The sequence below is a fragment of the Streptomyces sp. NPDC054841 genome (genome assembly GCF_053611045.1).
In genome coordinates, this window is sequence record NZ_JBSGZO010000044.1 from 1 (window position 1) to 24,152 (window position 24,152).

The 24,152-nt window shown below is 72.1% G+C and carries 23 protein-coding genes and 1 tRNA gene; 8 read left to right on the forward strand and 16 right to left on the reverse strand.

Annotated elements, in window-relative coordinates; all coding sequences use genetic code 11:
* The coding region (locus ACWGI8_RS09390) for a helix-turn-helix domain-containing protein (protein ID WP_453659556.1) at window positions 1-342 on the reverse strand (342 nt) is incomplete at its 3' end.
* Between the two features lie 213 nt (window positions 343-555).
* The gene (locus ACWGI8_RS09395; protein ID WP_453659529.1) at window positions 556-2,556 is read right to left on the reverse strand and encodes a putative bifunctional diguanylate cyclase/phosphodiesterase; all 2,001 of its coding nucleotides are present in this window, start codon (window positions 2,554-2,556) and stop codon (window positions 556-558) included.
* A 315-nt stretch (window positions 2,557-2,871) separates the two neighbouring features.
* Here ACWGI8_RS09395 and ACWGI8_RS09400 point away from each other — a divergent pair, with 315 nt between their 5' ends.
* Window positions 2,872-4,128, forward strand: a complete 1,257-nt coding sequence (locus tag ACWGI8_RS09400) for a M6 family metalloprotease domain-containing protein (protein WP_453659557.1) — start codon at window positions 2,872-2,874, stop codon at window positions 4,126-4,128.
* A gap of 56 nt (window positions 4,129-4,184) precedes the next feature.
* Here ACWGI8_RS09400 and ACWGI8_RS09405 read toward each other — a convergent pair.
* The 7 genes from ACWGI8_RS09405 to ACWGI8_RS09435 form a co-directional block, all read right to left on the reverse strand.
* Window positions 4,185-4,258 (reverse strand) — tRNA-Lys (locus tag ACWGI8_RS09405).
* Entirely contained in the window at window positions 4,249-4,911 is a 663-nt protein-coding gene (locus tag ACWGI8_RS09410; RefSeq protein WP_453659530.1) for a bifunctional DNA primase/polymerase, read from the reverse strand. Before ACWGI8_RS09410 ends, ACWGI8_RS09405 begins: the two co-directional genes overlap by 10 nt.
* A 689-nt stretch (window positions 4,912-5,600) precedes the next feature.
* Window positions 5,601-5,954, reverse strand: coding sequence for a hypothetical protein (locus ACWGI8_RS09415; protein WP_453659531.1), 354 nt, complete (start codon window positions 5,952-5,954; stop codon window positions 5,601-5,603).
* A gap of 217 nt (window positions 5,955-6,171) precedes the next feature.
* Window positions 6,172-7,509 (reverse strand): AAA domain-containing protein, encoded by a 1,338-nt coding sequence (locus ACWGI8_RS09420; RefSeq protein WP_453659558.1) that lies wholly within the window; start codon window positions 7,507-7,509, stop codon window positions 6,172-6,174.
* 97 nt (window positions 7,510-7,606) lie between these two features.
* Complete coding sequence (locus ACWGI8_RS09425) at window positions 7,607-9,196, reverse strand: hypothetical protein (protein ID WP_453659532.1); 1,590 nt, start codon at window positions 9,194-9,196, stop codon at window positions 7,607-7,609.
* 193 nt (window positions 9,197-9,389) lie between these two features.
* Window positions 9,390-10,532: a hypothetical protein gene (locus tag ACWGI8_RS09430; RefSeq protein ID WP_453659533.1), complete on the reverse strand. Its 1,143-nt coding sequence runs from the start codon at window positions 10,530-10,532 to the stop codon at window positions 9,390-9,392.
* Entirely contained in the window at window positions 10,462-11,397 is a 936-nt protein-coding gene (locus ACWGI8_RS09435; RefSeq protein WP_453659534.1) for a phosphatase PAP2 family protein, read from the reverse strand. Before ACWGI8_RS09435 ends, ACWGI8_RS09430 begins: the two co-directional genes overlap by 71 nt.
* A gap of 129 nt (window positions 11,398-11,526) precedes the next feature.
* On the opposite strand from ACWGI8_RS09435, the gene ACWGI8_RS09440 reads away from it, so the two are divergent.
* Window positions 11,527-12,123, forward strand: coding sequence for a histidine phosphatase family protein (locus tag ACWGI8_RS09440; RefSeq protein WP_453659535.1), 597 nt, complete (start codon window positions 11,527-11,529; stop codon window positions 12,121-12,123).
* Window positions 12,124-12,274: 151 nt separating this feature from the next.
* On the opposite strand, the gene ACWGI8_RS09445 is transcribed toward ACWGI8_RS09440, so the two are convergent.
* Window positions 12,275-13,705, reverse strand: coding sequence for a tetratricopeptide repeat protein (locus ACWGI8_RS09445; RefSeq protein WP_453659536.1), 1,431 nt, complete (start codon window positions 13,703-13,705; stop codon window positions 12,275-12,277).
* 272 nt (window positions 13,706-13,977) lie between these two features.
* Between ACWGI8_RS09445 and ACWGI8_RS09450 the strand changes: the two genes are divergently transcribed.
* Window positions 13,978-14,457: a hypothetical protein gene (locus tag ACWGI8_RS09450; protein ID WP_453659537.1), complete on the forward strand. Its 480-nt coding sequence runs from the start codon at window positions 13,978-13,980 to the stop codon at window positions 14,455-14,457.
* 72 nt (window positions 14,458-14,529) lie between these two features.
* Window positions 14,530-15,396 carry a spermidine synthase gene (locus ACWGI8_RS09455; RefSeq protein ID WP_453659538.1) on the forward strand — a complete coding sequence of 289 codons (867 nt, stop codon included), beginning with the start codon at window positions 14,530-14,532 and terminating at the stop codon, window positions 15,394-15,396.
* Window positions 15,397-15,518: 122 nt separating this feature from the next.
* On the opposite strand, the gene ACWGI8_RS09460 is transcribed toward ACWGI8_RS09455, so the two are convergent.
* On the reverse strand, window positions 15,519-16,073 hold the full coding sequence (locus ACWGI8_RS09460; protein WP_453659539.1) for a hypothetical protein: 555 nt from the start codon (window positions 16,071-16,073) through the stop codon (window positions 15,519-15,521).
* Window positions 16,074-16,142: 69 nt separating this feature from the next.
* On the opposite strand from ACWGI8_RS09460, the gene ACWGI8_RS09465 reads away from it, so the two are divergent.
* The 4 genes from ACWGI8_RS09465 to ACWGI8_RS09480 all read left to right on the forward strand — a co-directional run bounded on the left by ACWGI8_RS09465 (window position 16,143) and on the right by ACWGI8_RS09480 (window position 20,007).
* The gene (locus ACWGI8_RS09465) at window positions 16,143-16,832 is read left to right on the forward strand and encodes a response regulator transcription factor (RefSeq protein WP_453659540.1); all 690 of its coding nucleotides are present in this window, start codon (window positions 16,143-16,145) and stop codon (window positions 16,830-16,832) included.
* Entirely contained in the window at window positions 16,829-16,975 is a 147-nt protein-coding gene (locus ACWGI8_RS09470; protein WP_453659541.1) for a hypothetical protein, read from the forward strand. Before ACWGI8_RS09465 ends, ACWGI8_RS09470 begins: the two co-directional genes overlap by 4 nt.
* Window positions 16,972-18,378: a sensor histidine kinase gene (locus ACWGI8_RS09475; protein ID WP_453659542.1), complete on the forward strand. Its 1,407-nt coding sequence runs from the start codon at window positions 16,972-16,974 to the stop codon at window positions 18,376-18,378. The genes ACWGI8_RS09470 and ACWGI8_RS09475 overlap by 4 nt, the downstream gene beginning before the upstream one ends.
* A gap of 138 nt (window positions 18,379-18,516) precedes the next feature.
* A complete protein-coding gene (locus tag ACWGI8_RS09480; protein WP_453659543.1) occupies window positions 18,517-20,007 on the forward strand; it encodes a glycoside hydrolase family 18 protein in 1,491 nt (496 codons plus the stop codon).
* 132 nt (window positions 20,008-20,139) lie between these two features.
* On the opposite strand, the gene ACWGI8_RS09485 is transcribed toward ACWGI8_RS09480, so the two are convergent.
* The 5 genes from ACWGI8_RS09485 to ACWGI8_RS09505 form a co-directional block, all read right to left on the reverse strand.
* Complete coding sequence (locus tag ACWGI8_RS09485) at window positions 20,140-20,355, reverse strand: alpha/beta fold hydrolase (RefSeq protein WP_453659544.1); 216 nt, start codon at window positions 20,353-20,355, stop codon at window positions 20,140-20,142.
* Window positions 20,352-20,759: an alpha/beta fold hydrolase gene (locus ACWGI8_RS09490; protein WP_453659545.1), complete on the reverse strand. Its 408-nt coding sequence runs from the start codon at window positions 20,757-20,759 to the stop codon at window positions 20,352-20,354. Before ACWGI8_RS09490 ends, ACWGI8_RS09485 begins: the two co-directional genes overlap by 4 nt.
* Window positions 20,744-22,162: a GH1 family beta-glucosidase gene (locus ACWGI8_RS09495; protein WP_453659546.1), complete on the reverse strand. Its 1,419-nt coding sequence runs from the start codon at window positions 22,160-22,162 to the stop codon at window positions 20,744-20,746. Before ACWGI8_RS09495 ends, ACWGI8_RS09490 begins: the two co-directional genes overlap by 16 nt.
* A 62-nt stretch (window positions 22,163-22,224) precedes the next feature.
* Window positions 22,225-23,040 (reverse strand): carbohydrate ABC transporter permease, encoded by an 816-nt coding sequence (locus ACWGI8_RS09500; protein WP_453659559.1) that lies wholly within the window; start codon window positions 23,038-23,040, stop codon window positions 22,225-22,227.
* 123 nt (window positions 23,041-23,163) lie between these two features.
* Window positions 23,164-24,152, reverse strand: a 989-nt coding sequence (locus tag ACWGI8_RS09505) for a carbohydrate ABC transporter permease (RefSeq protein ID WP_453659547.1), incomplete at its 5' end; no start/stop codon positions are given.

A 24,152-nucleotide genomic window follows, 5' to 3' on the forward strand; every position in this document is an offset into this window, starting at 1 on the left:
CCGTGCCAGGCGGTAGCGGGTCAGCACCCGGTGCACGGTCGAGGGCACCAGGCCCAGCAGGTGCGCGATGCGGGCCGGTCCCCACCGGCGCAGGATGCGGACCTTGATGATCCGACGCTCGGTCCGGGTGGGTGTCCGGCGCGGGCTGATGTGGGGCCGGGAGGAGCGGTCGGTCATCCCCGCCTCGCCGAAGGCCCGGTAGCGGCCGGCCCAGCGCTGGGCCGTTGTCGGCGAGACCTGGAAGCGTTCGGCCGCTCGCCGCAGGGGCCAGCCGTCCTCGACCACGCATCGGGCCAGACGCAGACGGCCGGTCTCGGTCAGGGGTGCATTACGGTGGGGCACGAGGGCCTTTCGGTTGGTGTAGACGTCGCAATCCACACCGAACCGGAAGGCCCTCACCTGTTCAAGATCCCTCAGCCGAGACCTGCATCACCCGTCCACAACCTCCCGGGACAGAACACCTAGCCCTTGAGCACTGCCCCCGCCCGGGACGTCACGGCCCGGCCGGGGGCAGTTCCATGTCCGTGGGTGAATTGGAGCGGCTGACGGCCGGCCTCACACCGCCAGCGGGCTGATCCCGATCATCCCGTCGATCCGTTCCGGCGTCACCGCCCGTGAGTACAGCCACCCCTGCCCCGTGTCGCAGCCGATGCGGCGCAGACGTTCCGCCTGGCCCGCCGTCTCGACGCACTCCGCGGTGACCGTGAGGCCCAGCCGGTGGGCGAGTTGGACCATCGCCTCGACGATCGTCTCGTCGGCCGGGTTGGGGTGGGCCCCGTCGTCGTAGCGGAAGCCGCGAACAAACGATCCGTCGAGTTTCAGTACGGATACCGGAAGTCGGCTCAGATAGGCGAGGTTGGAGTACCCCGTCCCGAAGTCGTCGATCGCGATGCGGACGCCCATGTCGCTCAGCGCCTGGAGCGCCTGGAGCGGGCGGCCCGCCGAGCCCATCACCGCGGACTCGGTGAGTTCGAGCTGCAGAAGATGCGGCGCGAGGCCCGTCTCGGCCAGGATGCCGGCGACATCCGCGACCAGGTCGGAGTCCCAGACCTGGCGTACGGCGACATTGACGCTGACGAAGATCGGCGTCTCGCCCGGGTGGTCGGTCTGCCATTGCCGGGCCTGCCGGCAGGCCGTACGCAGTACCCAGCGACCGAGCTGGACGATCGAGCCGTCCTCTTCGGCAATTCCGATGAACCGATTCGGCGCCAGCGTGCCGAACTGCGGGTGGTTCCAGCGGACCAGAGCCTCCACACCCCGCACCGCCCCGTCCGCCATGCACACCAGCGGCTGGTACTCCAGCGCGAACTCCCCGAGCTCGACGGCCGGCCGGAGCGTCGAGGACAGCGCCTGACGGGTCATCCGGTGAGCGTTGCGCTCCGGGTCGAAGAGGGTCCAGCGGGCCTTGCCGTCCGCCTTCGCCCAGTACAGCGTCGTGTCCGCGTCCTGCATCAGACCGGTCGCGCTCGTACCGTCCGCCGCGCGCTCGACGACCCCGATCGAGGCCGAGACCGACAGGCGCTGCCCGGCCAGGTCGAACGGGCGCTGGAGCGCGGCCAGCACGGACCGGGCCAGATCGGCGAGTTGTTCCGTACCGGTGGAGTCCTCGACCAGGATCGCGAACTCGTCGCCGCCGAGCCGCGCCACGAGATGGCCGCCGCTGCGGGTGTGGCCGTCGCTGTCCGCGCACTCGGCCAGCCGGTCCGCCACGGCGGCCAGCAGCCGGTCGCCGATCCGGTGGCCGAGGGTGTCGTTGACGGCCTTGAAGCCGTCGAGGTCGAGGTAGCAGAGCCCGATCCGGCCCGTGCCGCCGTGCTCGTACGACGAGCTCTCCAGTGCGGCCGAGAGCCGCTCGAAGAACAGCGTGCGGTTGGGCAGCCGGGTCACCGGGTCGTGCATCTGGAGATGGCGCAGCCGCGCCTGCAGGTCGCGGCGGTCACTGATGTCCGCGATGGAGAGCAGGACACGGCGGCTGTCCGGCACGGGCGCGACGGTGACTTCGGCCCAGAGCGTGCGCCCGTCGGCGTGTTTGAGCCGGCGGGTGCAGCGGAACCGGGAGCGCCGGCCGCGCAGCACCTCGCGGTACGCGTGCCACGTACGGCCGTCGGACGCGAGGTCGACGAGGTCGGCGGCGGGCTGCTCGTACAGGGCGGCGGGCTCGGTGCCCAGCAGGGTGGCGAGGGCGTCGTTCGCGGTGACCACGACGCCCTCGTGGTCGACGACGGCCATGGCGAGCTGGGCGGTGTTGAACGCCGCGCGGTAGTCGGCGAGTTCGGCGGGTTCGGCGAGCTCGGCGGGGGGCGGTCTGCGGGCGGCGGTGCGCGCGACGGCCTCGGGGGCGCCGGCCGGCGTACGGTCCGACGCGTGCTTTGACGTGTGCTCCGACGCGTGCGTGGCCCCGGACGTCGTGCGGGCCTCCGGGTGCGTGACGACGGCCTGCGGAAGGCCGGTCGCAACGTTCGGTGCGGCGGTCGGATGACGCTCCGTGACGGGCGGTAGGGCGGTCACGGGCGCCGCGACTGCCGCTGGGCCCGCTCCTTTCGTGTTTCCGCTCACCGCTCGCTCCCGCACTGCAGTCGTGTCGTTCAGGTCCGGTCGGGGCCGGAAAACCGGGAAAGTGTGCCGATCATAGAGGCTGGCCGGGCGGCCGTTCCAGCTTCTCGGCGGTGAGCAGGAGCACTCGAAGGTCCGGACCGATCGTTTCTGCGCGGCTGTGGCCCTCACTGGAGCTCTCGCGACCGGTTGTGACTTTCTGTGAGTCACCGGGGTGTCGCCGCCGCCTCACCCGGCTGGGGCAGCGGAACAGGGCGAATCCTCTTAAAAGACCACAAGCTGGGTGAGGCGTCCCGCATTCCGCAGCCGGAGGTCGACGTGGAGGGTCAGCAGACGCATGAGGAAACACCCGAGGGGGTGGAGCGGCCGAACCTGCGCGCCGCCGCGGCTGCTTTCACGTCCCTGGTGGCCGTCGTGGCCACCTCCCTCGTGGCAGGACCAGCCGTGGCCGACACCTCCGCGGGCCCCTGCGCGCTGCCCCGCACCGCGGCGCACCACTCGCTGGGCCTGGACACCTGGAACTCCTCGTACCCACGCCCCGACCGCGCCCTCGACGCGGTCCTGGTCTTCCTGTCCTTCCCGGACGCCAGGCCGCTCACGACCCCGCAGGAACTCACCGCGGACCACTTCCCCGCGACCAGCGACTTCTTCCGGCGGGCGTCGTACGGGAAGTTCACCCTGCGCGCGCATCCCGTCCCCCGGTGGATCGAGATGCCACAGGCGTCGACGGCGTACCAGATGAAGCGAGACTGGGATCCCGGGCGGCGCGCGGCCTATCTGCGGGACGCGGTCGCAGCCGCCGATCCGGTGGTCGACTTCTCGCGCTACGACGTCGTCTATCTGGTCGCCGATCCGGACGCGCCGGGCGTGGACTCCGACGCCACCAAGGTGGTCAACTTCGAGCAGCCGGTGAGCGCGGACGGCATCGACATCAAGCGGGCCGTCACGGTGTTCGAACGGCATCCGCCGGACCGCAATGTGCTGGCCCACGAGACCGGTCATGTCTTCGACCTGCCGGACCTCTATCACCGGCCGGTGGACGGCAAGGGCGACTGGGACACGTACGTGGGCGACTGGGACGTGATGGGCAGCCAGTTCGGTCTCGCACCCGAGCTCTTCGGCTGGCAGAAGTGGAAGCTGGGCTGGCTGGACCCCCGCCAGGTGCGCTGCGTGTCCGGTGCGGCCGACCGGCTGCTGACCCTGGAGCCGCTCGCCGCCGCGCCGGTCCGCGGGGCCACGGTCGGCACGCGGCTCGCGGTGGTCAGGACGGGCGAGAACACCGCGCTGGCGATCGAGGCCCGGAGCGCGACCGGCAACGACGCCGACACCTGTTCGGAGGGTGTGCTGATCTACCGGGTACAGACCGAGGAGGTGTCCGGCGGCGGTCCGCTCGAGGTGATCGACACCCATCCGGAGTCCGAGGCGTGCTGGGACCATTCCGTCTACCCACCGCTGGCGGACGCGCCGCTGGGGGTCGGGGAGGCCTTCACGGTGCCGGGGGAGCGGACGAAGGTGGAGGTGGTGGACCGTACGCGTACGGGGGCGTGGACGATCAAGATCACACCGGTTCCGTGAGACCGGTCACGCAAAAGAAGAAGCCCCTCGCTCTCGCGAAGGGCTTCTTCTGTCTGTGCGCCGCCAGGGACTCGAACCCCGGACCCGCTGATTAAGAGTCAGCTGCTCTAACCAACTGAGCTAGCGGCGCCTGCTGACGTCGTAGACCTTAGCATCCTGATCGGCGGGAGGAAAAATCGATATACGGACCGCCGTGGCGGAGGTCGCACGGGCCGCCCGCACGCAGGCCCAGAGCAGCACCTCGGGCCCGGGCAGCCACGGATGCCGGGTGTCGGGGGCGACCACCCAGCGCGGTCCGGGGGCGGGGGCGCCGGGCGGCGGGGTGAGCGGCGGGGCGGTGATCGCGTCCCCGGCGCCGTGGCAGAGCAGGGGCGGTACGGAGCTGCCCCACTCCTCCCACTCGAGCAAAGACGGTAACCGCTGGGCCGTGCCGGGGACGGCGAACAGCAGCACCCGGCCGCGGTGGAAGGCCACGGGGCCGGAGCCGGGACCCTCCGACCACAGCCGGTCGAGCATCCTGCGCCCGAAGATCGCGGGCGCGTTCACGGCATCGAAGGCGCGCCCGCAGGTCACGACGGCGGGCGCGGTCGGCCGGGCCTCCCAGTGCGCGAGCGCGGACCGCGGGTACGCGCTCGCGGACGCGAGCCAGTCCGCGCCGGAGGCGGTGATCCGGGCGGTGTGGTGCCGTCCTTCGTCCCGGAGGAGCTCGAAGATGTCACGCCGCTGCTCGTCGCTGTCGCCGGCGGGGCTCAGGGGGGTCTCGTCTCGCAGCCAAGTGCTCATGGCGCCTACATCTACCGAGAGTCACCTTCCCGTTTCCGTGGGTTGCCGGAAACTGGGACAGGGCGGGGTGGGAGGGAGTATCTTGCGCCCCGGCATATGCCGCCTGCCCATCACCCATCGGTGGGCCACTGGTCTGTGCCCAACGCAAGACCGGAACCGAAACGGACCCTCCACAACCCGCAGTCGGCGGACGGCCCGGGGCGGGGCCGTGCAGGGTCGGCCCCGCAGGGGTGGCATCGTGCCGGGGCACATAGGTACGGGGCCGGATGCCGCCCCGAGGAGTCGAGCCCGGAGGGGCCCCGCACCACCACCCACCGGCGCACCCCAAGCCCGTCCGGCACTTGAGGACGGACACACCGGCCGCGCCCGCGGCACCGGGCACACCGTCACCGCCCCCGCCGGAGGCGCACCGCACCACCACCCACCGGCAGCAGCCACACCAAGCCCGTCTGGGGGTCCCCCCACGCCGCAGGGCGTAGGGGGAGTTTGAGGACGGACACACCGGCCGCCCGGACCGCACCGGGCACACCGTCACCACACCCCCGCCGGAGGCACCCCGCACCCCACCCACCGGCAGCAGCCGCACCAAGCCCGTCCGGCGTTTGAGGACGGACACACCGGACGCCGTCACGGCACCGGGCAACACCGTCACCCCACACCCCGCCGGAGGCACCCCGCACCGCGGAGGGCTACGGCGTCGTCTGCGGGTCCGGCCCCCGGAGAAGACCCCGGCCGAAGTCGATCATGCGTTTCGCGTAGTCCTCGCTCCACTCCGCCTGCCGGGCGATGTCCGCCGTCGTCAGGCGGTCGAAGCGCCGCGGGTCCGCGAGCTGCGCGGCCGCGATGGCCTGGAACTCCAGGGCCCGGTCCGTCGCCGCCTGGAAGGCCAGCGCCAGCTCCGTCGCGCGGGCCAGTAGCCGACGGGGGTCCTCGATGGACTCCAGATCGAAGAAGTGCTCCGGGTCGGAGGCGGCCTCCGAGGGCTCGAAGATCAGCGGCGAAGGCCGCACCCGCCGCTCGCTCCGCTCCGACGACTCCGTCATGCGTGTCTCCTCCTCGTGCATCCCGACCACCCCCCCTTGTCCCGCCCCGCACAAGTGCACCCCGGGAGGGGGAGTGTCGTCAGCGCGCCGTGGTCGCCGGATGCCGGGCGGTTACCCGGGTGCTCATCCGGGCGGTCACCCGGGCGGCCTGCGCGGTCACCCGGGCCGCCCGGGCCGCCCGGGCCGGGGCCGCCCGTCCCGCCACCCGGTTTCGTCGCTACCGCCCCGCCCACACCACCCGGTGCTCCGCAAGATGGGAGAGGACCGCGTGGTTCGCCTCCCACCCGTCCGGGAACTTCACCGTGACGCCCAGCTGCACCGGCTCCGTCGACGGATGCTCGTCCAGCAGGTCCGCGACGCCCGCGCGGCACACCACGATGCAGGCGTGACGATGGCGGGAGGCCAGGACACAGAGGCGGCCCGTCTCCAGGTGGAAGGCCGTGGCGTCCGGCCGGCCGGAGAGCGGGTGGAGGACGACCGTCACGTCGAACTCCCGTCCCTGCAGCCGGTTCGCCGTGTCCACCGCGACGCCGCTCACCCCCAACTCCGTGAGCGCCGCCCGGACCGCCGCGGCCTGGTCGCGGTGGGCCGTGCCGACGGCGATCCGGTCCGCGGTGAGGGGCACCGGGTCCGCCGAACGCTCCGAGACCGACGCGCCGCCGCGGTCCAGCAGCCGGCGGACCACCAGGGCCACGGCCCGTACCGCCTCCGGGTCGGTGCGCGGCGTGTGGCGGGCGGGCAGCTCCAGCAGGCCCCAGCCCGACTCCGCCGCCTCGTCCAGGACCCGGTCGGGCCCCGACCCGTCCGACGGCACCCCGAAGGCGAGCCGCCGGTCGCCCGTCCCCGTGCCGCTGCGGAACGGCGTGTACGGATAGAACGCGGCGGAGACCAGCGGCGCCGCCGAGGCCGGCAGCCGCCAGGACACCGGCAGCCGGTGCTGCGGCAGCTCCGGGTTGTGCGCGAGCAGTGTGGAGACCGCGCTCGCCGACGGGTCGTACGACAGTCCCGCCCACTGCTCGGCCCCCACCACCGAGAACGGGTCGAGCTGGCCCGGATCACCCACGAACAGCGCCCGCTCGAAGAGCCCGGCGACGGCGAGCAGCGCGTCGGAACGCATCTGGTACGCCTCGTCCACGATCGCGTGCTCCCACGGCTCGACGCCCTTCACATGGGCCCACTTCGCGGCCGTCGAGATGACCACGTCGAGCCCCGCGAGGTCGCCCGCCTTCGCCGACTTGCGTACGTTCCCCAGCTCGTCGAGCGCCTTGTCGTACGGGTCCGGGTCATTGCTGTGCAGTCGGCCGACGGGCAGCTCCGGCTCCTTCTCGGCGAGCCGCAGCACCAGATCGTCGACCTGTGCGTTGGTCTGCGCGACGACCATCAACGGCCGTCCCGCCGCGGCCAGTTCGAGCGCCGCCCGCACGACGAGCGTCGACTTGCCCGCGCCGGGCGGCGAGTCCACGACAACGCCGCGCGCGTCCCCGTGCAGGGTGTCGGCGAGGATCGCCTCCGTGGCGCGGGCGGCCTCCGCGCCCGGGTCGAACAGCGCGGTCACAGTGCCGGTCACAAGAATTCCTCCGGGGTCACGGGGCAGGTGCCGGTGACGGCAGATCGTCCGAGGGTCACAGGGCCGATGCTGGTACCGGTGCCCGTCACAGCAGATCCTCCGGGGTCACGGGGTCCGGGCTCTCCGCCGCGTCGGACCGCGGCGGGCCGCCGTGCGTCCACGGTGTCTCCTCCGGTTCCGGCAGCTTCGGCCCGCCCCGCTGGTCGTGCTCGAACAGCGTCCAGGCAATCCGCTCGCCCTTCTCCGGAACGGAACCTTCCGCAGGGTCCTTGGACCGGCCCATCCGGTCCAGCAGTCGCAGTACGAGCGAGCCGTCCTGCTCGTACCGCACGAACTCCCCGGACTGCGGCTTGCCCTCCAGCGAGCGGTACGCCTTCACGCCCGCGCCGAGATGCGGGCGGTCGTCCGTGCGTACGGTCACCAGCGGGCGGGGCGAGGGCCGCTTCGACTCCGACCAGGCCATCACCACTTCGGTGACCTCACCGACGAACGCCTCGCCCGAGAGCCGCCGGCCGGCCAGCACCAGCGGGTCGTCCAGCGCCTCCTGCGCCTCCAGCTGCGCCTGCGCCGTCTCGCGCGCGGCGAGCTTCTGTGCGGCGGTCACCGCGTCGTCGCGGCGCGGCTGCGGGGGCTCGCCCGCGCGCACCCGGTCGCGGTGTCCGGTGAACGACCAGCGGTCGCGGGTCCAGCGGTCGGCGGCCCGCGGCCCGTCGGGCAGTTCCCGCAGCAGATCCAGGCCGTGCCACACCGCGTCCCAGGTCGGCCGCAGCACCGTCTCCAGCAGTGTCCGGATCTCCCGCTCGGCCGCCGTCAGCCGGCCCAGCTGCTCGTCCGCGGCGCCGCCGTCCTCCGCCGCGGCGAGGGCCTGGCGGGCCCGGTCGTACCGCTCGATCGCGGGCGCCAGCAGCCCGTTGTCGAACGCCGGGTCCGTGGCCGGGCCGGCCGGCGGGCACACCAGCTGGCCGCCCGCGTCCCGCGCGAGCTCCGCCCGCAGTGCCGCCTCCGCGCCCGACTCGCCGTCGGGGGGAGCGATCCACGCGAGCAGCGCACCCAGGTGCTGGTCCTCCAGATGCGACTGCCCGGTCGCCCAGTGCCGCCCCAGCAGGTCCGTCATCGCCAGCAGCAGCGAGGAGCCGGGCACCCGCGCCCGCTCCCCGTAGTGCGTCAGCCACCGCCCGAGCAGCGGCACGCGCGGCGGCGCCGGATAGGGGGTGTCCGGGTCCTGCTCCGCAGTCCGCCGGAACCGCATCGACCGGCCCAGCAGCCGTACGAAGTCGACACCGGGCCGGCTCGGCACGATCAGCTGCGGCGCGTCCGCACACAGCTCGACCTCGACCTTGACCCTCTTCCCGGTCTCCGGATCCGTCTCGCTCCGCTCGGCGGCCTCGACCTCGTCCGCGTATCCGTCCAGATACGGCAGCACCGCCTCGGCCAGCTCCGCGAGAAACGCGAACCGCAGGTCCCGGTCCCGCGGCTGCGCCACGGCCAGCAGCCGCGGCGCGTCCCGCTCCGTACCGACCAGCGCCCCGAGCGGCGCGCCCGCCTCCCCGGCGGTGGTGAGCGGCACGAACACGAGGGGCCGCGCCGAGAGATGCCGGTGCCGCACCGTGGCCAGCGGCTGCGCCCGTCCGCTCTCGACGGCCTCCAGCCGCGCGAGGGTGGCAATCAGCGACATGACTCCCACCTCCCGCGGCTCACGGCACCGGCCACCGGCGACGCGATGGCGTCCGCGCGGCTCTTCGGCGCGCTCCCGAGGGCGATGGCGTCCACGCGGGTCTTCGGCGCGCCCCCGAGGGTGGCGGTGCGGGGCGCGAGGCCGGTCGTCACCGCTGTCTGCCGCCCGCCGCGCGCAGCGCGAGCCGTCACCGTCATGCCGCCCCCCGCCCCGCGCCGCAGGCCCCCGCGCCGAGCGCCTCGGCGCGCAGTGCCGCCGCCCGACGCAGCGTGGCGACCGTGGGGTCCGCCGGGTCACCCGACTCGCCGCGGGCGGCCGACAGGACCTCGGCGACCTCCGTCAGACCGCCCAGCTCACCCCGGACCGCCCGCCCCAGGGACTCGACCGCGCCCGCGTCGCGCGCCCGCTCGCGGCAGTGGAAGGCCAGCTCGCAGGAGGACAGGCACTCAGGGGCGTACGCCGAAGGGACCGCCTCGACCGCCGCGGTCAGTTCGCCGGACGAGCAGGATTCCACATCGAAGCTGACCCCGTCCGGCAGCGCCGATGCGATGTCCTCGATCCGGGTCAGCCGGGCCAGCTGCCGCCGTGTCACCGAGAGCTGCTTGCGTACGTCGACGACCGACGCGGCCGGCAGATTGGAGAAGTCCTTCGGGCAGACCAGCAGCACCGAGTGGGCCACCGACGCCCCCTCGGTCAGCGCGGCTACCCGCTCCAGCGCCAGCACGTACACCGCGGCCTGGCGCGCCGCCGCGCCCACCTTCGACGCGTCCGCCGAACTGTCGATCATCGGGAAGGACTTGATCTCCACGACCGTCCACCGGCCGTCGGGATGCACCACGACCGCGTCCGGCTCCAGATACGCGGGTGAGCCCGCCACCTCCAGTGCCAGCATCGGATGGTCCAGCAATGTCCACACCCCCGCGCCGGTGGCCTCCCGCAGGGCCAGCGCGGTGCGTGCCGCACGCCCCTGGGGGCCGGCCGCCGTGAGATCGGGGACCTGTGCGTACTGCGGGTCGGCGACGCCGAGCAGCCGCAGCAGCTCCGTACCGCCATCGGCCTTGACCCGGGCCTCGAACGCGTTTCCCCGCATGAAGGCGAACTGGGACTGGCCGAACGGAGCCGGTGAGCCCAGCGCCCGTGCGAGCGCGGCCTTGTCCACCCCGGCGCCGTCCAGCAGCGCGCGCCGCTTGCACCCGGGGTTGGCGGCGAGGGCCGCCAGCGCGCGGGCGTCGAGCGGATGCGGTGCGGTGGACGGGCCGCGCAGCTCAGCGAGTCGCTGCCGGAGTGCTGTCGCCGACGCCTGTGGAGGAAGTCCGCTGTCCAGGGATGTGCTCACCCGCGGAAGTCTCGCATCCGCCACTGACACTCGGGGACTTGTCGTCCACTCCGATCCCTTCCCCGATCCCTTCCCCGGCCGATTCCCCAGCCCCGGCCCCGGCTCCGGCCAAGCGGGCCCTGACTCCGTCCGTGAGCCGCATCGCCGGCCGCGTGAGCAGCAGTCCCACGCTCATCACGGCGACCCCGGCGGCCGCGTCCAGGAAGTAGTGGTTCGCCGTCCCCATCACCACGAGCGCGGTGACCAGCGGATACGCGACACCCGCCGCCTTCGCCAGCGGGCCGCGGCCGTACCGCCACAGCATCACCCCGCACCACAGCGCCCAGCCCACATGCAGGCTCGGCATCGCGGCGAACTGGTTCGTCATCCCGCCGAGACCGCGCGGTGCGCTCGCCTCGCCGCCCCACCAGCCGTACGAGCTGTACTGCGCCATCGTGTCGACGAATCCGTGCCCGGCGTCCAGCAGCCGGGGCGGGCAGGTCGGCATGAGCGTGAAGCCGATCAGCCCGAGGAGGGTGGAGGTCATCAGCCAGGTCCTGGCCGCCCGGTAGTGGGCGGGGCGCCGGCGGAACAGCCAGATCAGGATCGCCGGGGTGACGAGGTAGTGCAGTGAGGCGTACGCGAAGTCGGCGGGTATGCCGAGCGCGGGGGTGCTGGTGAACAGTCTGTTGAGCGGATGCTCCAGGTTCAGCCGGAGATCCTTCTCGATGCCCAGTATTCCCAGACCGTGTCCGACCGCCGTCGACTCGTCACCACGCGCGAGCAGCCGGCCTGCCGAGTACGCGACGTAGACCACGAGGACGAGTGGCAGCTCGGTCCACCAGCGGAGCCGGGGGTGTCGGCTCGTATGCGCGGTCTGCGGCATCCGGACGCTCTCCATCCGATGTTGGTGCGGCCGTCGGCCACCGGAAAACTGTACGGTGTACGGGACGCGCGAAGAGGGTCGGGGGTTGCTCGCGGTTCACGCCACGTTCAGGTGGGTGATGATGGACGTATGGCACCGCGGATATTTCTCGGCCGGCACGGACAGACGGAGTGGTCCCTGCTCGGCAAGCACACCGGCCGGACGGACATCCCCCTCCTCGACGAGGGGCGGCGCGGCGCAAAGCTGCTGGGGGAGCGGCTGCACAAGTCGCCCTGGGACGGGCTCCCGGACGCGGAGATCCGCACCAGCCCGCTGATCCGCGCCTACGAGACCTGCGAACTCGCCGGATTCGCCGACCGTGCGCAGCCGTGGGACGCGCTGATGGAGTGGGACTACGGCGCGTACGAGGGCATGACCCAGGCCGAGATCCACGCCGTCGACCCCGACTGGTTCATCTGGCGCGACGGCGTTCCCGAGGGGGAGACCAAGGCCCAGCTCGCCGCCCGCGCGGACGGGATCATCGAGTGGGCGCGCTCGGCCGACCGCGACTGTCTGTTCTTCGCGCACGGCCACATCCTGCGTGTCCTGGGTGCCCGCTGGATCGGCGAGGACGTGTCCTTCGCTGCCCGTATCAAGCTCGACCCCACCAGCCTGTCGGCACTGGGCTGGGCCTATGGAGCCCCGGCGATCGAGCGATGGAACGACACGGGCCACCTGGGCACCTGAGCGCCCCTTCCCACCCGCAGTGCAGCAGTACCGCAGTAGCCCATGCGTACCCGTAGTACCGCAGTAGCGCCCGCGTACCCGTGGTGCCGCGGTAGTCCCTGCGTACCCGCAGTACCGCAGCAACCCCTCCGTACCCGCGTCGGCGTGCGCGTCAGTGCACCGCCGCGGCTGACTTCGCCGTCGCCGCGTAACGGTCCAGGAACTCGGCCACCCCGGCTGCCTGCCGACGGGGCGTGAGCAGCCGGGCGGTGTCGGCGAGCATCGCGCGGATACGGGAGGACTGGACCTGGCCGTCCAGGAGGTCGAGGACCTGCTCGCCGGCCACGGCGGCCTCGGCGAGGGCACCGGCGCGGGCCAGGTCGGAGGCGAGCTGTGCCCGGTACAGGGCGAGGTTGCGTGCGAAGTGCGGGTCCTGGAGGGCCGTCGCGCGATGCGCGTGACGGGCGGCGCGGGACCAGTCGCCCAGGGCCGACCAGCACTGCGCCTCCAGAGCCTGGAGCTCCGGCTCGCCGAAGAAGGACATCCACTCCGGATCCGTGTCCGAGGGCCCGCGGCCGAAGAGCGTATGGGCCCGGTACAGCGCCCGCTCGCAGCCACTGCGGTCGCCGAGACCGGCCCAGCCGCCCGCCTCGCGCAGCGTGAGGAGGGCCAGCAGTCTGGCCGACGCCAGTTGTCCGGCCGCGCGCTGCCCGGCCTGCGCGGCACGTACGGCTTCCCGGTGCCGGCCCGCGTCCCGGGCGAGGAACGACGTGTTGCTGAAGGCGTGCGCCTCGAGCCCCGGGTCCCCGGCGACCCGCGCCGTCGCCAGGGCTTCCGCGTAGTGCGAGCGAGCGTCCTCGAAGCGGCCCGAGTCATGGGCCAGCCAGCCGACCGAGATGGCCAGTTCGCCCGCCCCCGCGGCGAGCCGGCCGGCGGTCGAACCCCGGGTCGTGGCACCGGCGTCGAGCAGCGCGTACGCCGTGCGCAGCGGCTGAGAGGCGCGCCGGTAGAGCCCGTCCGCGCCGTGCCGGTCGTCGAGCAGCCGGATCTGCCGTACGGCCTCCTCGACCGCGCGCACCTCCGACTCGCCGATCCGCTGCCGGGGCACGTCGGAACGGAGCGCTTCGGTCCCGGGCTGTGAACCGAGGCCCAGGGATGCGGCCGCCACGCTGACGGTGCCGCTCGTCATGAATGCGCGACGCAGCACGTCGCTCTCCTCTTTGCTATAGGTGCAGTTGGTGCAGTCGGTGCTGTTGGTGCTCTCGGCACTGAGGGTGCCGTTGGTGCCGTTGTTGCTGTTGTACGGATCCGAGGGCTGTGGCGTTCGGTCCCGGGCTCCCCGGCCCCGTACCGCCTCGCGGGCCGAGAACCCCAGATCCGCCAGTGTCATACCGGGGTACATATGCAAAAAGACCCGCTCGTAGGCGTAGTTGGGGCAGCGGATCTCACCCGCCTCCACCCGCCCGATGTAGCGGGCGTCACAGGCGACCTGCTCGCCGATCTCCCGCGCGGCCCTGCGTACGAGCGCCGCGAACTCTCCCGGTGAGCGCTGTCCGCGCAGCCGTCGGAACATGAGGTTGGGAACTGCCCGTGACGACGCCATGGCCGAGCCCTCTCCTGGTACAAGTCGGCGCCTTCTCGGCTTCTTCGGACGTGAGATTCCTTGCGCCGGCGGGGCAAGAACGTACCTGCTGTGACAGGTCGAGTACGCAGTGTTTGGCTACAAACGGGATATCTCACCCACGATCCGCCATGAACTGCCATCCTTTGCGGCGGCGTGCCGCCGTAGCCGTTGACGCGGGCGGGCGTTGAACCCTGCAGGGACGCGATACGTGTCCCTACTCGGCGAGGAGGGTTCCCTTGTTGGAGGTCGGCATGGAGACCAGCGGTGGCTCGCGGACGAGTGCTCAGCACCTGCCCACCGAGGAATACAGCGCGACACCGGCGTCGATGCCCCCGGGCCCCGAGGGGCCCTGCGACCTGGTGACGGTACCGGCCAGGCAGGGTCTGGAAGCGGTGGACATCCTGCGCCGCGGCGGGGCCCCGGCCGTCGGGCCCGTGCTCCACGACGGCAGCTGCGACACGCTCGGCTTCCTGGTGCCGCCCGGCACGGCGGCCGGCTGGGACATGCCCGGCAGCGCCTGTACGCAGACGTCGGGCCGCGGACTGCGCCTGCCCATCGAGCACGGGGCGCCCGGCGCGCCGGCCGTCCCGGCGGAGCCCCCGGTCAGCGGCGGCGGCTGGCTGCTGCCCCCCGGTGACACCGGTCCGGTCACCGACCCGGTCGTGCTCCGCGAGGCCCTCGGTGAGGCGGCCCGCCTGATCGAGGCGGCGGACAGCATCCAGCTCCCGTAAGGAACGGCGCGGGGCGACGGGGCGCCGGCGCCGGGCGACGCGGGGCCGGGCACGCCCCGGGATAATGGCCTGGTGGCAAGGAACAGGCAGCGCGGGCGGTCCGCGGCACCCGAGGCCGTCGTCGAGACCGTGGACGGCGGGCTCGCCGAGCTCGTCCCCGACCGGGAGCGGCCCCGCGGCTGGACGCTGCTGATCGACGGCGCACCCCAGTCCCATGTCGACCTCGACGATCCCGCCCTGCTGACCTTCGAGTACCAGCGCCGCCTCGGCCACGTCGTCGATCTCGTCGCGCCCGCGGGCCGGCCGGTGAACGCCGTCCACCTCGGCGGCGGCGCTTTCACCCTCGCGAGGTACGTCGCCGCGACCCGGCCGCGCTCCACCCAGCAGATCGTCGAGGTGGACGGACCGCTCGTACAGCTCGTCCGCGCCCGCCTCCCGCTCGACCCGGGCGCCCGGATACGGGTCCGCTCCACCGACGCCCGCGCCGGTCTCGGCAAACTTCCCGACGGCTGGGCGGACCTGGTCATAGCGGATGTCTTCAGCGGCGCCCGCACCCCGGCGCACCTCACCACCACGGAGTTCCTCGCAGAGGTACGCCGGGTGCTGAAGCCGGGCGGTCACTACGCCGCCAACCTCGCCGACGGCCCGCCGCTCGCCCATCTGCGCGGCCAGATCGCCACCGCCGCGACCGTCTTTCCCGAACTCGCCCTCGCCGCGGACCCGACTGTGCTGCGCGGCCGCCGTTTCGGCAACGCCGTACTGCTCGGCTCCGATCAGCCGCTGCCCGTAGCGGAACTGACCCGTCGGGTCGCGAGCGACCCGCACGCCGGTCGGGTCGAACACGGCAAGGCGCTGGCGGACTTCACGGGCGGCGCGGCCGTGGTGACCGACGCGAGCGCCAGGCCCTCGCCCGTACCGCCGCCGTCGGCCTTCCGGTAGCACTCAGCCTCCGGCAGTCGGCACCCGGCAGGCGGCAGGTGTGAGTCGGCAGTCGGCAGACGTAAGCCGGCAGGCGGCAGGTGTGAGTCGGCAGTCGGCAGTCGGCAGTCGGCAGTCGGCGCTCAGCGCTCTTCGATCTCGACGCGGGGGGCCGTGTCGTGCCAGGTGCAGAACACGTCGATCTCCCGGCCGCTCTGGGAGAACGTCACCCGGATGTAAGTGGGTTGCTTCCAGATCTGCATCGTCCAGCTGCCGGACGGGGTCGCCGAGACCAGCTCCGCCGACGCGGGCCCGATGTCGAAGGCGACCCGGCCGCCCTCGACCGTGTAGCTCTTCACGTTCCCCGACGGCGGTGACGAGGAGGGGGGCGCGGTCCTGCTCGAGCCGCTGCTCGGTTCGCCGTCATCCGATGATGACGCCGAGGGCTTACGGGTGTTGTCCGGCTTCGCGCCCGAGGTCGCCGAGGGCGACGGGGACTCGGGGTGCCGGGTCGAGGACGACTGGGGCGGGGCGCCCTGCGTCGTCCGGGCGTCCGTCGTGATCGGCAGCGCGCGCGGCCGGTCGTACGCCGTGCCCGCCATCACCGTGTGCACACCCCACCACGAGAGCGTGACCGCCGCGCCCGTGGCGAGCGACCACGCCATGGCGTGTACGAGTCCTCTCCGCATCCGGGCCATACTGCACCACGCGTGTCCCGTCTGTCCCGAGGGGGACCGTCCTACTCCGGATGGCGTACGGTGCCGCCCATGGCAAGTGTGCTCGTGGTCGAGGACGACCAGTTCGTGCGCTCCGCCCTCATCCGGCACTTGACCGAGGCCTCCCACACCGTACGGAGCGTCGGGACGGCCCTGGAGGCGCTGCGCGAGGTGGCCCATTTCCGCTTCGACGTGGTCATTCTCGACCTCGGTCTGCCCGATCTCGACGGGGCCGAGGCGCTGAAGATGCTGCGCGGCATCACCGACGTACCGGTCATCATCGCGACCGCGCGGGACGACGAGACGGAGATCGTGCGGCTCCTCAACGACGGCGCCGACGACTACCTCACCAAGCCGTTCTCCGTGGAGCACCTGTCGGCCCGGATGGCGGCCGTACTGCGCCGTTCCCGGGCCGCGGCGGACGAGGCGCCGCCCAGCAGGGTCATCCAGGTCGGCGGCCTCTCGATCGACCCGCTGCGCCGTCAGGCCGCACTGGACGGGAGCCGGCTCGATCTGACCAGGCGGGAGTTCGACCTGCTCGCCTTTCTCGCCGGGCGGCCGGGTGTCGTCGTTCCGCGCAAGGAACTGCTCGCCGAGGTGTGGCAGCAGTCGTACGGCGACGACCAGACCATTGATGTGCATCTGTCCTGGTTGAGAAGGAAGTTGGGGGAGACCGCCGCTCGCCCCCGCTATCTGCACACCCTTCGGGGAGTCGGTGTGAAACTGGAGCCGCCGCAGTGAGCGGCGGCCGTGACATCAGCCGCTACCGCGGCGGGGCGGCCGCCGGGCTGCAGATGACGACGATGCCCGCACAGCTGCGCCGCGCGGGCGGAGATGGGGGCACCGCCCAGGCGGTGGCTCTGGGGGAGAGCAGAAGAAGATGAGATGGGCGCTGGTCAAGGTCTGCCTGGCGGTCACGGCGATGGTCGTGGTCGCCTTCGCCGTACCGCTCGGGCTCGTCATCCAGGAGATGGCCAGGGACCGGGCCTTCTCCAACGCGGAGCGGCAGGCCGCCGCCATCGGCCCCACGCTCTCCATCACCACCGACCGCGGCCAGTTGGAGCGGGCCGTCGCCTCCACCCAGGCCGGTGCGGCGGGCCGGATGGCCGTGCACGTGCCCGCGAGCGACGAGACCGGCGGCCAGGATCTGGAGATCGGCACCCGGCGGGCCGCCATGAAGGACCTCGCCACCACCCAGCGCATCGGCCGCGCCTCCATCACCGAGGTCACCGACGGCTCCGCGCTGCTCCAGCCCACCGCGCTCAGCTCGGGGAAGATCGCGATCGTCGAGGTGTTCGTCCCGGAGGGCGAGGTCAGCAACGGTGTGACCACCGCCTGGCTGGTGCTGGCGGGGGTCGGCGCGGCGCTGATCGTCGGCTCGGTCGCGGTCGCCGACCGGCTGGGCGTACGGATGATCCGGCCGGCCCAGCGGCTCGCGGGCGCCGCGCACGACCTCGGCGAGGGCAGGCTCGGGGCCCGGGTCCCGGAGGAGGGCCCCACGGAGCTGCGGTCGGCCGCGATCGCCTTCAACTCCATGGCGGACCAGGTGGTCCAGTTGCTCGCCAATGAGCGGGAGCTGGCCGCGGATCTCTCGCACCGGCTGCGTACACCGCTGACCGTGCTCCGGCTCAACGCGGCCTCGCTGGGCACGGGCCCCGCCGCCGATCAGACCAGGGCCGCCGTCGAGAAGCTGGAACGCGAGGTCGACACGATCATCCGTACGGCACGGGAGGCGAAGCCGCAGACGCAGGCGACCGGCCCCGGCGCGGGCTGCGACGTCTCCGAAGTCGTACGCGAGCGCATGGAGTTCTGGTCGGCGCTCGCGGAGGACGAGGCGCGCAAGGTGCGGCTCGCGGGCGTGGACCGCCCCGTGCGGATTCCGGTGGCCAGGCCCGAACTGGCCGCCGCGCTGGACGCATTGCTCGGAAACGTCTTCCGCCACACCCCGGAGGGCACCGCTTTCTCGGTGGACGTGCACAACGGCGACGACGCGGTGATCGTGCTCGTGTCGGACGCGGGTCCCGGGATCGCCGACCCGGAGGCGGCGCAGGCCAGGGGCAACAGCGGGGCCAGGGACGGTTCGACGGGGCTCGGCCTGGACATCGTGCGCCGGGTCGCCGAGTCGACCGGGGGCGACGTACGCATCGGGCACTCGGTGCTCGGCGGTACCGAGGTCCGGATCTGGATCGGGCTGGGCGGCGTACAGCGCCCGCAGGGGCGTCTCGGGCACCGGATGGGGCGGCGCAAGAAGAGCGGTTCGGGAAGCCGCAGAGGCGCAGAGGTCTGAACCATTAATCGCCCCCGATGGGGTCCTTAAGCGTGCCCTAAGAACATCAACCGGCGTCCGGATCCTGTCATTTGTCCGTTTCAATGTCGCTAGCGTGCTGCCGCACCCCCACTTCCGTAACGCAGAGGCAGGCACGCGATGGGCACCAGCACGCACCGGCGCAGGGCGAGCGGCAGGACGAAGGCGATCGGCGCGGTGGTGGCCGCCGCGGTCATCGGCGGCGCGGCGTTCGCGCTCACCGGGACGGCACAGGCGGCCTCGGTGGCCGCCGCGTACACCAGGACCAGCTCCTGGGACGGTGGCTACACCGGCCAGTACGTCATCACCAACGACACCGGCAAGGCCCAGTCGGGCTGGACCCTCGAATTCGATCTGCCCGCCGGCACGAAGATCGGCTCCCTCTGGAACGGCGACCACACCGTCAGCGGTCAGCACATCACCGTGAAGCCGGCGAACTGGAACAAGGAGCTCGCGCCCGGCGCGTCCGTCACCGTCGGCTTCGTGACCTCTGCGAGCGGCGCGGCGGGCGATCCGTCCGGCTGTCTCATCAACAAGGTCACCTGTTCGGTCGACGAGGGCGGCACGCCGCAGCCGAGCGGCCGCCCGACGGAACAGCCCACCCCCACGCCGACGGCGACGGCGACCTCGACCCCCAGCCCCACCGGGACGCCGACCCAGACGGCCACCCCGAAGCCGACCGCCACCGCCACCGCAACCCCCACGGCCCCGGCGGGCGGCAGCGGCAAGTTCGCGCCGTACATCGACACGTCCCTCTACCCGGCGTACGACATGCTCGACGCCGCCGCGAAGACCGGGGTGAAGGACTTCACCCTCGCCTTCATCACCTCCGGCGGCAGCTGCGCCCCGCTCTGGGGCGGTGTCACCGACCTCGCGAACGACAAGGTCGCCGCGCAGATATCCGCCCTGCGCGCCGAGGGCGGTGACGTCCGGGTCTCCTTCGGCGGCGCCGCCGGCCACGAGCTGGCCCTCAACTGCTCCTCGGCCGGCGATCTCGCCAAGGCCTACGGCAAGGTCATCGACGCGTACAAGCTCACCAAGGTCGACTTCGACATCGAGGGCGCCGCGCTGCCGGACACCGCCGCCAACACGCGCCGCTCGCAGGCCATCGCGCAGCTCCAGAAGGAACACCCGGGCCTCGACGTCTCCTTCACCCTGCCGGTCATGCCGGAGGGACTGACGCAGCCCGGTGTCGATCTGCTCGCGGACGCCAAGAAGAACGGTGTCCGGACCGACGCCGTCAACATCATGGCCATGGACTACGGACCGGCGTACAGCGGCGACATGGGCACCTATGCGATCCAGGCCGCCACCGCCACGCAGGCGCAGATCAAGGGCGTGCTCGGCCTCTCGGACGCGGCGGCCTGGAAGACCGTCGCCGTCACCCCGATGATCGGCGTCAACGACGTCACGACGGAGATCTTCAAGGTCGACGACGCGACCCAGCTGGTCGACTTCGCGAAGTCGAAGGGCATCGGCTGGCTGGCGATGTGGTCCTCGACCCGTGACAAGCAGTGCCCGGGCGGCGCGCAGAACTCCGCCGACGCGACCTGCAGCTCGATCCTCCAGGAGCCGCTGGCCTTCACCAAGGCGTTCGCCGCCTACAAGTAGCCGCCGCGGCCGCCGGCCACCAGCCACCGGGCGTTGGCCACGGTCACAGCCGTACGCAGCCCCTCCACCCCCACACAGCGTGTCCCGGCCGGACTTCCCCCCACCCGGCCGGGGCACGCGTTTGCCCGGCCACTACAGCACCGCGGCCCGGAACCCCTCGGGGTCCTCGGCCCACGGCTGATGGCCCGCGCCCTCGAGCACGACCCGTTCGACCTGGGGGAGTGCCCGCTCCAGGGAGTCCACTGCCCTACGGGGGCGGATGTCCAGCTCGCCGTCCACGATCACGACGGGCACCTCCAGCGCGGCGCACTCGGCGTACCACCACCCGGTGCCCATGATCGCGGTCACCTCGGCGTTGATGGCGTGTTGCAGTCGGAAACGGGGCCGATCCCGGTCCCCGACACGTACACCAGCCGCGACACGTGCTCCGGATGGTCGAGTGCGTACCGCAGGGCCAGCGTCGCACCCCAGGAGTGGCCGAGCAGCGCCATCCGCGTCAGCCCGAAGTGCTGTCGTACGGCCTCCAGATCGGCGACCGAACGGGCCAGGGAATACGGGCCGCGGCGCTCGGACCGTCCGCAGCCGCGCTGGTCCCAGCGGTGCACCGCGGCGTCATCGGTGAGCGCCGCGGCCACCTCGCGGAACATGTCCCACAGCCCGGGACCGCCATGGCACAGGACCAGGGGCTCGCCCGCTCCGGTCCGCTCGGCCCACAGCCGCACACCGTCGTCCGTCGTCAGGTGGTGGAGCAATCGGGAAGCACTCCCGTCCTGGCCAGCTCCCGGTACCAGCGGGCGCTGGACTTGAGGGTGCGGGCCTGAGTGTCGTAGTCGACGTACACGGCGCCGAAGCGCTTGCCGTAACCGTACGCCCACTCGAAGTTGTCCATCAGGGACCACAGGAAGTAGCCCCGGACGTCCGCTCCGTCGGCGATCGCGCGGTGCACGGCGGAGAGATGACCGTGCAGATAGCGGATCCGTTCGGGGTCGTGGACGCTGCCGTCGGCGGCCGGCTTGTCGGGGTACGCCGCTCCGTTCTCGGTGACCACGAGCGGCAGGCGTGGCGCCTCACGGCTGTAGTGCGTCAGCAGGTCGTACAGCCCGGTCGGGTCGATCGTCCAGCCCATCTCGGTGACATCGCCGGGCGGCTGGTGGAAGACGACCGAGTCGGCACCGGGCCAGGGAGAGTGGTCGCTCGCGCCATGACCGTCGTTGCGTTCGGCGGTCCGACCGTCACTGTCAGTGGCCGTTGATACAACAGCGGGTGAGTAGTAGTTGATGCCGAGCGAGTCGAGGGGGTGCCGGATGACGGCCGGATCGTCGCTGTGGACGAACGACCAGTCGGTGAGGTTCGCCGTGTCCGTGAGGAGGTCCGCGGGGTATGTGCCGTGCAGCATCGGGTCCGTGAAGATGCGGTTGGCCAGCGCGTCGATCCTGCGTTGGGCGTCCAGATCGGCGGCCGACCGCGTACGGGCCCTGACGGCACTGGGATTGATGCTCACGGACACCTGGGCGCGGGCGGGCAGCGTGGTGCGCAGCGCCTGCGCGGCCAGCCCGTGGCCCAGATTGAGATGGTGCGCGGCACGCAGCGCGGCCACCGGATCGGTGCGGCCGGGTGCGTGCACACCGGATCCGTACCCGAGAAAGGCGCTGCACCAGGGCTCGTTGAGGGTGGTCCACCGCTCCACCCGGTCACCCAGCGCCTCCGCGACGATACGGGCGTAGTCGGCGAAGCGGCTCGCGGTGTCCCGCTCGGGCCAGCCGCCGGCGGTCTCCAGCTCCTGGGGAAGATCCCAGTGGTAGAGGGTGAGCAGGGGCGTGATGCCGTGCTCCAGCAGGTCGTCGACGAGGGCGCGGTAGAAGTCGAGGCCGCGCTGGACGGCCGGGCCCCGGCCGGTGGGCTGGACGCGCGGCCAGGAGACCGAGAAGCGGTACGCGTTGACGCCGAGGTCCGCCATGAGCCGGACGTCCTCGGCACGGCGGTGGAAGTGGTCGACGGCTACATCGCCCGTGTCCCCGTTCTCCACCTTGCCGGGCGTGTGGCTGAAGGTGTCCCAGATCGACGGCGTGCGGCCGCCCTCCCGTACGGCGCCCTCGATCTGGTACGCGGCGGTGGCGGTGCCCCACAGGAATCCGGGCGGAAAGCTGACAGACATGGAGAAGCTCCCAACGTATGCGTACGGACGAGGAGGTGAGGAGGTGAGGAGGCGAGGAGGTGTCAGCCCTTGACCGCGCCCTGCATGATGCCGCCGACGATCTGCTTCCCGAAGATCACGAAGGCGAGCAGCAGCGGCAGCGTGCCCAGCAGCGCGCCGGCCATGATCACCGACTGGTCGGGGATGTAGCCGCGGCCGAGCCCGGTCAGCGCCACCTGCACGGTGGGGCTGCCGTTCTGGGTCAGCGCGATGATCGGCCAGAAGAAGTCGTTCCAGGCCATCACGAAGGTCAGCATGCCGAGCACCGCCATCGCCGGCCGCGCGGCCGGGAAGACGACGTGCCACACCACGCGCCAGCTGCTCGCCCCGTCCACCCGGGCCGCCTCGATCAGCTCGGTCGGCAGCGCCTCGCTGAGGTACTGCCGCATGAAGAAGACGCCGAAGGCGCTGACGAGCGTGGGGAGGATGACGGACTGCAGCTGGTCGGTCCAGGACAGCTCGGCGATCAGCATGTACAGCGGTACGACGCTGAGCTGCGGCGGCACCATCATCGTGCCGATCACCAGCAGCAGGAGGAGGTTCTTGAAGCGGAAGCGGAGTTTGGCGAAGGCGAAGCCGGCGAGCGTGGAGAAGACGACCGTGCCCGCCGCGATCGAGCCCGCGACGACGGTCGTGTTGAGCAGCGCCGTGCCCATGTTGGCGTCGGTCCAGGCGATCTCCAGATTCCTGAAGAGATTGCCGCCGAACCAGAAGGGCGGGGGAGTCTGCGCGAGCCGGCCGCTGGTGCGGGACGCTGCGATCGCCGTCCACACCAGCGGGAAGAGTGAGACCACGGTGAAGACGATCAGGACGGCGTAGGTGATGCGCCCGCCGTGCAGTTGCCGGCCCGCGCCCCGTCGTGCTCGCCTCGTCGTCCGTTCCGTCGTCCGCTCCGTGGTCCGGTCCGTCGTCTGCCGGGTCGTCCGTCGCGTCGTCCGTGTCGTCGTCAGCACAGCAGCCCCCTAGGCGCTCTTGCGGAGCCGGCGGACGAGGAGCCAGTTCACCGCGCCGATCACCAGCAGGATCAGGAACATCGTCCAGGCGATCGCCGAGGCCCGGCCGAGGTGGAGATTCGCCCAGCCCTGCTCGTACAGATAGAGCCCGAGCGTCTGGAACTGGTGGTCGGCGCCGCCTGTCGCGCCGGCGCTGCCGTTGAACAGCAGCGGCTCGCCGAACAGCTGGGTCGCGCCGATCGTCGAGACCACACAGGTGAAGAGGATGGTCGGCCGCAGCGACGGCACGGTCACATGGAGGAACTGCTGCCGGCGCGAGGCTCCGTCGAGCGCCGCCGACTCGTACAGGTCGTTCGGAATGGCCTGCATCGCCGCCAGATAGATCAGCGCGTTGTAACCCGTCCAGCGCCAGATCACGATCGTCGAGACCGCGATCTGCGAGGTCCACTCGCCGTTCTGCCAGTCGACGGGATCGATCCCGGCCAGCCCCAGCGCCCAGTTGACCATTCCGTAGTCGCGCCCGAAGAGCAGCACGAACACGAGCGTCGCCGCGGCCACCGACGTGGCATACGGAGTGAGCGCCGCGACCCGGAAGAACATCGAGCCGCGCAGCCGGTAGTTGAGCAGATGGGCGATGACCAGCGCCATGAGCAGCTGAGGCACCGTGGAGATCAGCCCGATGGTGAAGGTGTTCTTCAGGGCGTTCCAGAAGAACTCGTCCTCCAGCAGCCGGGTGAAGTTGCGCAGCCCCACCCACTCCATGTCGTTCGGCGCGGTCAGCTCCACGCGGTGCAGCGAGGCCCAGCCGGTGTAGAGCAGCGGGAAGAGCCCGAAGGCCGCGAAGAACACGAAGAACGGCGCGACGAAGGCGTACGGGCTCCACCGCACGTCCCGCCGGTACCAGCGGCTGCGCCGCGCGCGCCGCCGTTCGGCCGCGACGGGGTCCGCCGAATCTGCCGAAGGGGATCGTCGCGCCCGGGCCGCGCCCTCCTCCTGGG

What these genes read in the sequence shown, in the direction of transcription:
- ACWGI8_RS09480 (WP_453659543.1), top strand. Translation starts at nt 18,517, where the DNA reads ATGGGCACCAGCACGCACCGGCGCAGGGCGAGCGGCAGGACGAAGGCG.
- ACWGI8_RS09440 (WP_453659535.1), top strand. Translation starts at nt 11,527, where the DNA reads ATGGCACCGCGGATATTTCTCGGCCGGCACGGACAGACGGAGTGGTCC.
- ACWGI8_RS09495 (WP_453659546.1), bottom strand. Translation starts at nt 22,162, where the DNA reads ATGTCTGTCAGCTTTCCGCCCGGATTCCTGTGGGGCACCGCCACCGCC.
- ACWGI8_RS09460 (WP_453659539.1), bottom strand. Translation starts at nt 16,073, where the DNA reads ATGGCCCGGATGCGGAGAGGACTCGTACACGCCATGGCGTGGTCGCTC.
- ACWGI8_RS09445 (WP_453659536.1), bottom strand. Translation starts at nt 13,705, where the DNA reads ATGGCGTCGTCACGGGCAGTTCCCAACCTCATGTTCCGACGGCTGCGC.
- ACWGI8_RS09435 (WP_453659534.1), bottom strand. Translation starts at nt 11,397, where the DNA reads ATGCCGCAGACCGCGCATACGAGCCGACACCCCCGGCTCCGCTGGTGG.
- ACWGI8_RS09425 (WP_453659532.1), bottom strand. Translation starts at nt 9,196, where the DNA reads ATGTCGCTGATTGCCACCCTCGCGCGGCTGGAGGCCGTCGAGAGCGGA.
- ACWGI8_RS09475 (WP_453659542.1), top strand. Translation starts at nt 16,972, where the DNA reads ATGAGATGGGCGCTGGTCAAGGTCTGCCTGGCGGTCACGGCGATGGTC.
- ACWGI8_RS09465 (WP_453659540.1), top strand. Translation starts at nt 16,143, where the DNA reads ATGGCAAGTGTGCTCGTGGTCGAGGACGACCAGTTCGTGCGCTCCGCC.
- ACWGI8_RS09415 (WP_453659531.1), bottom strand. Translation starts at nt 5,954, where the DNA reads ATGACGGAGTCGTCGGAGCGGAGCGAGCGGCGGGTGCGGCCTTCGCCG.
- ACWGI8_RS09410 (WP_453659530.1), bottom strand. Translation starts at nt 4,911, where the DNA reads ATGAGCACTTGGCTGCGAGACGAGACCCCCCTGAGCCCCGCCGGCGAC.
- ACWGI8_RS09450 (WP_453659537.1), top strand. Translation starts at nt 13,978, where the DNA reads ATGGAGACCAGCGGTGGCTCGCGGACGAGTGCTCAGCACCTGCCCACC.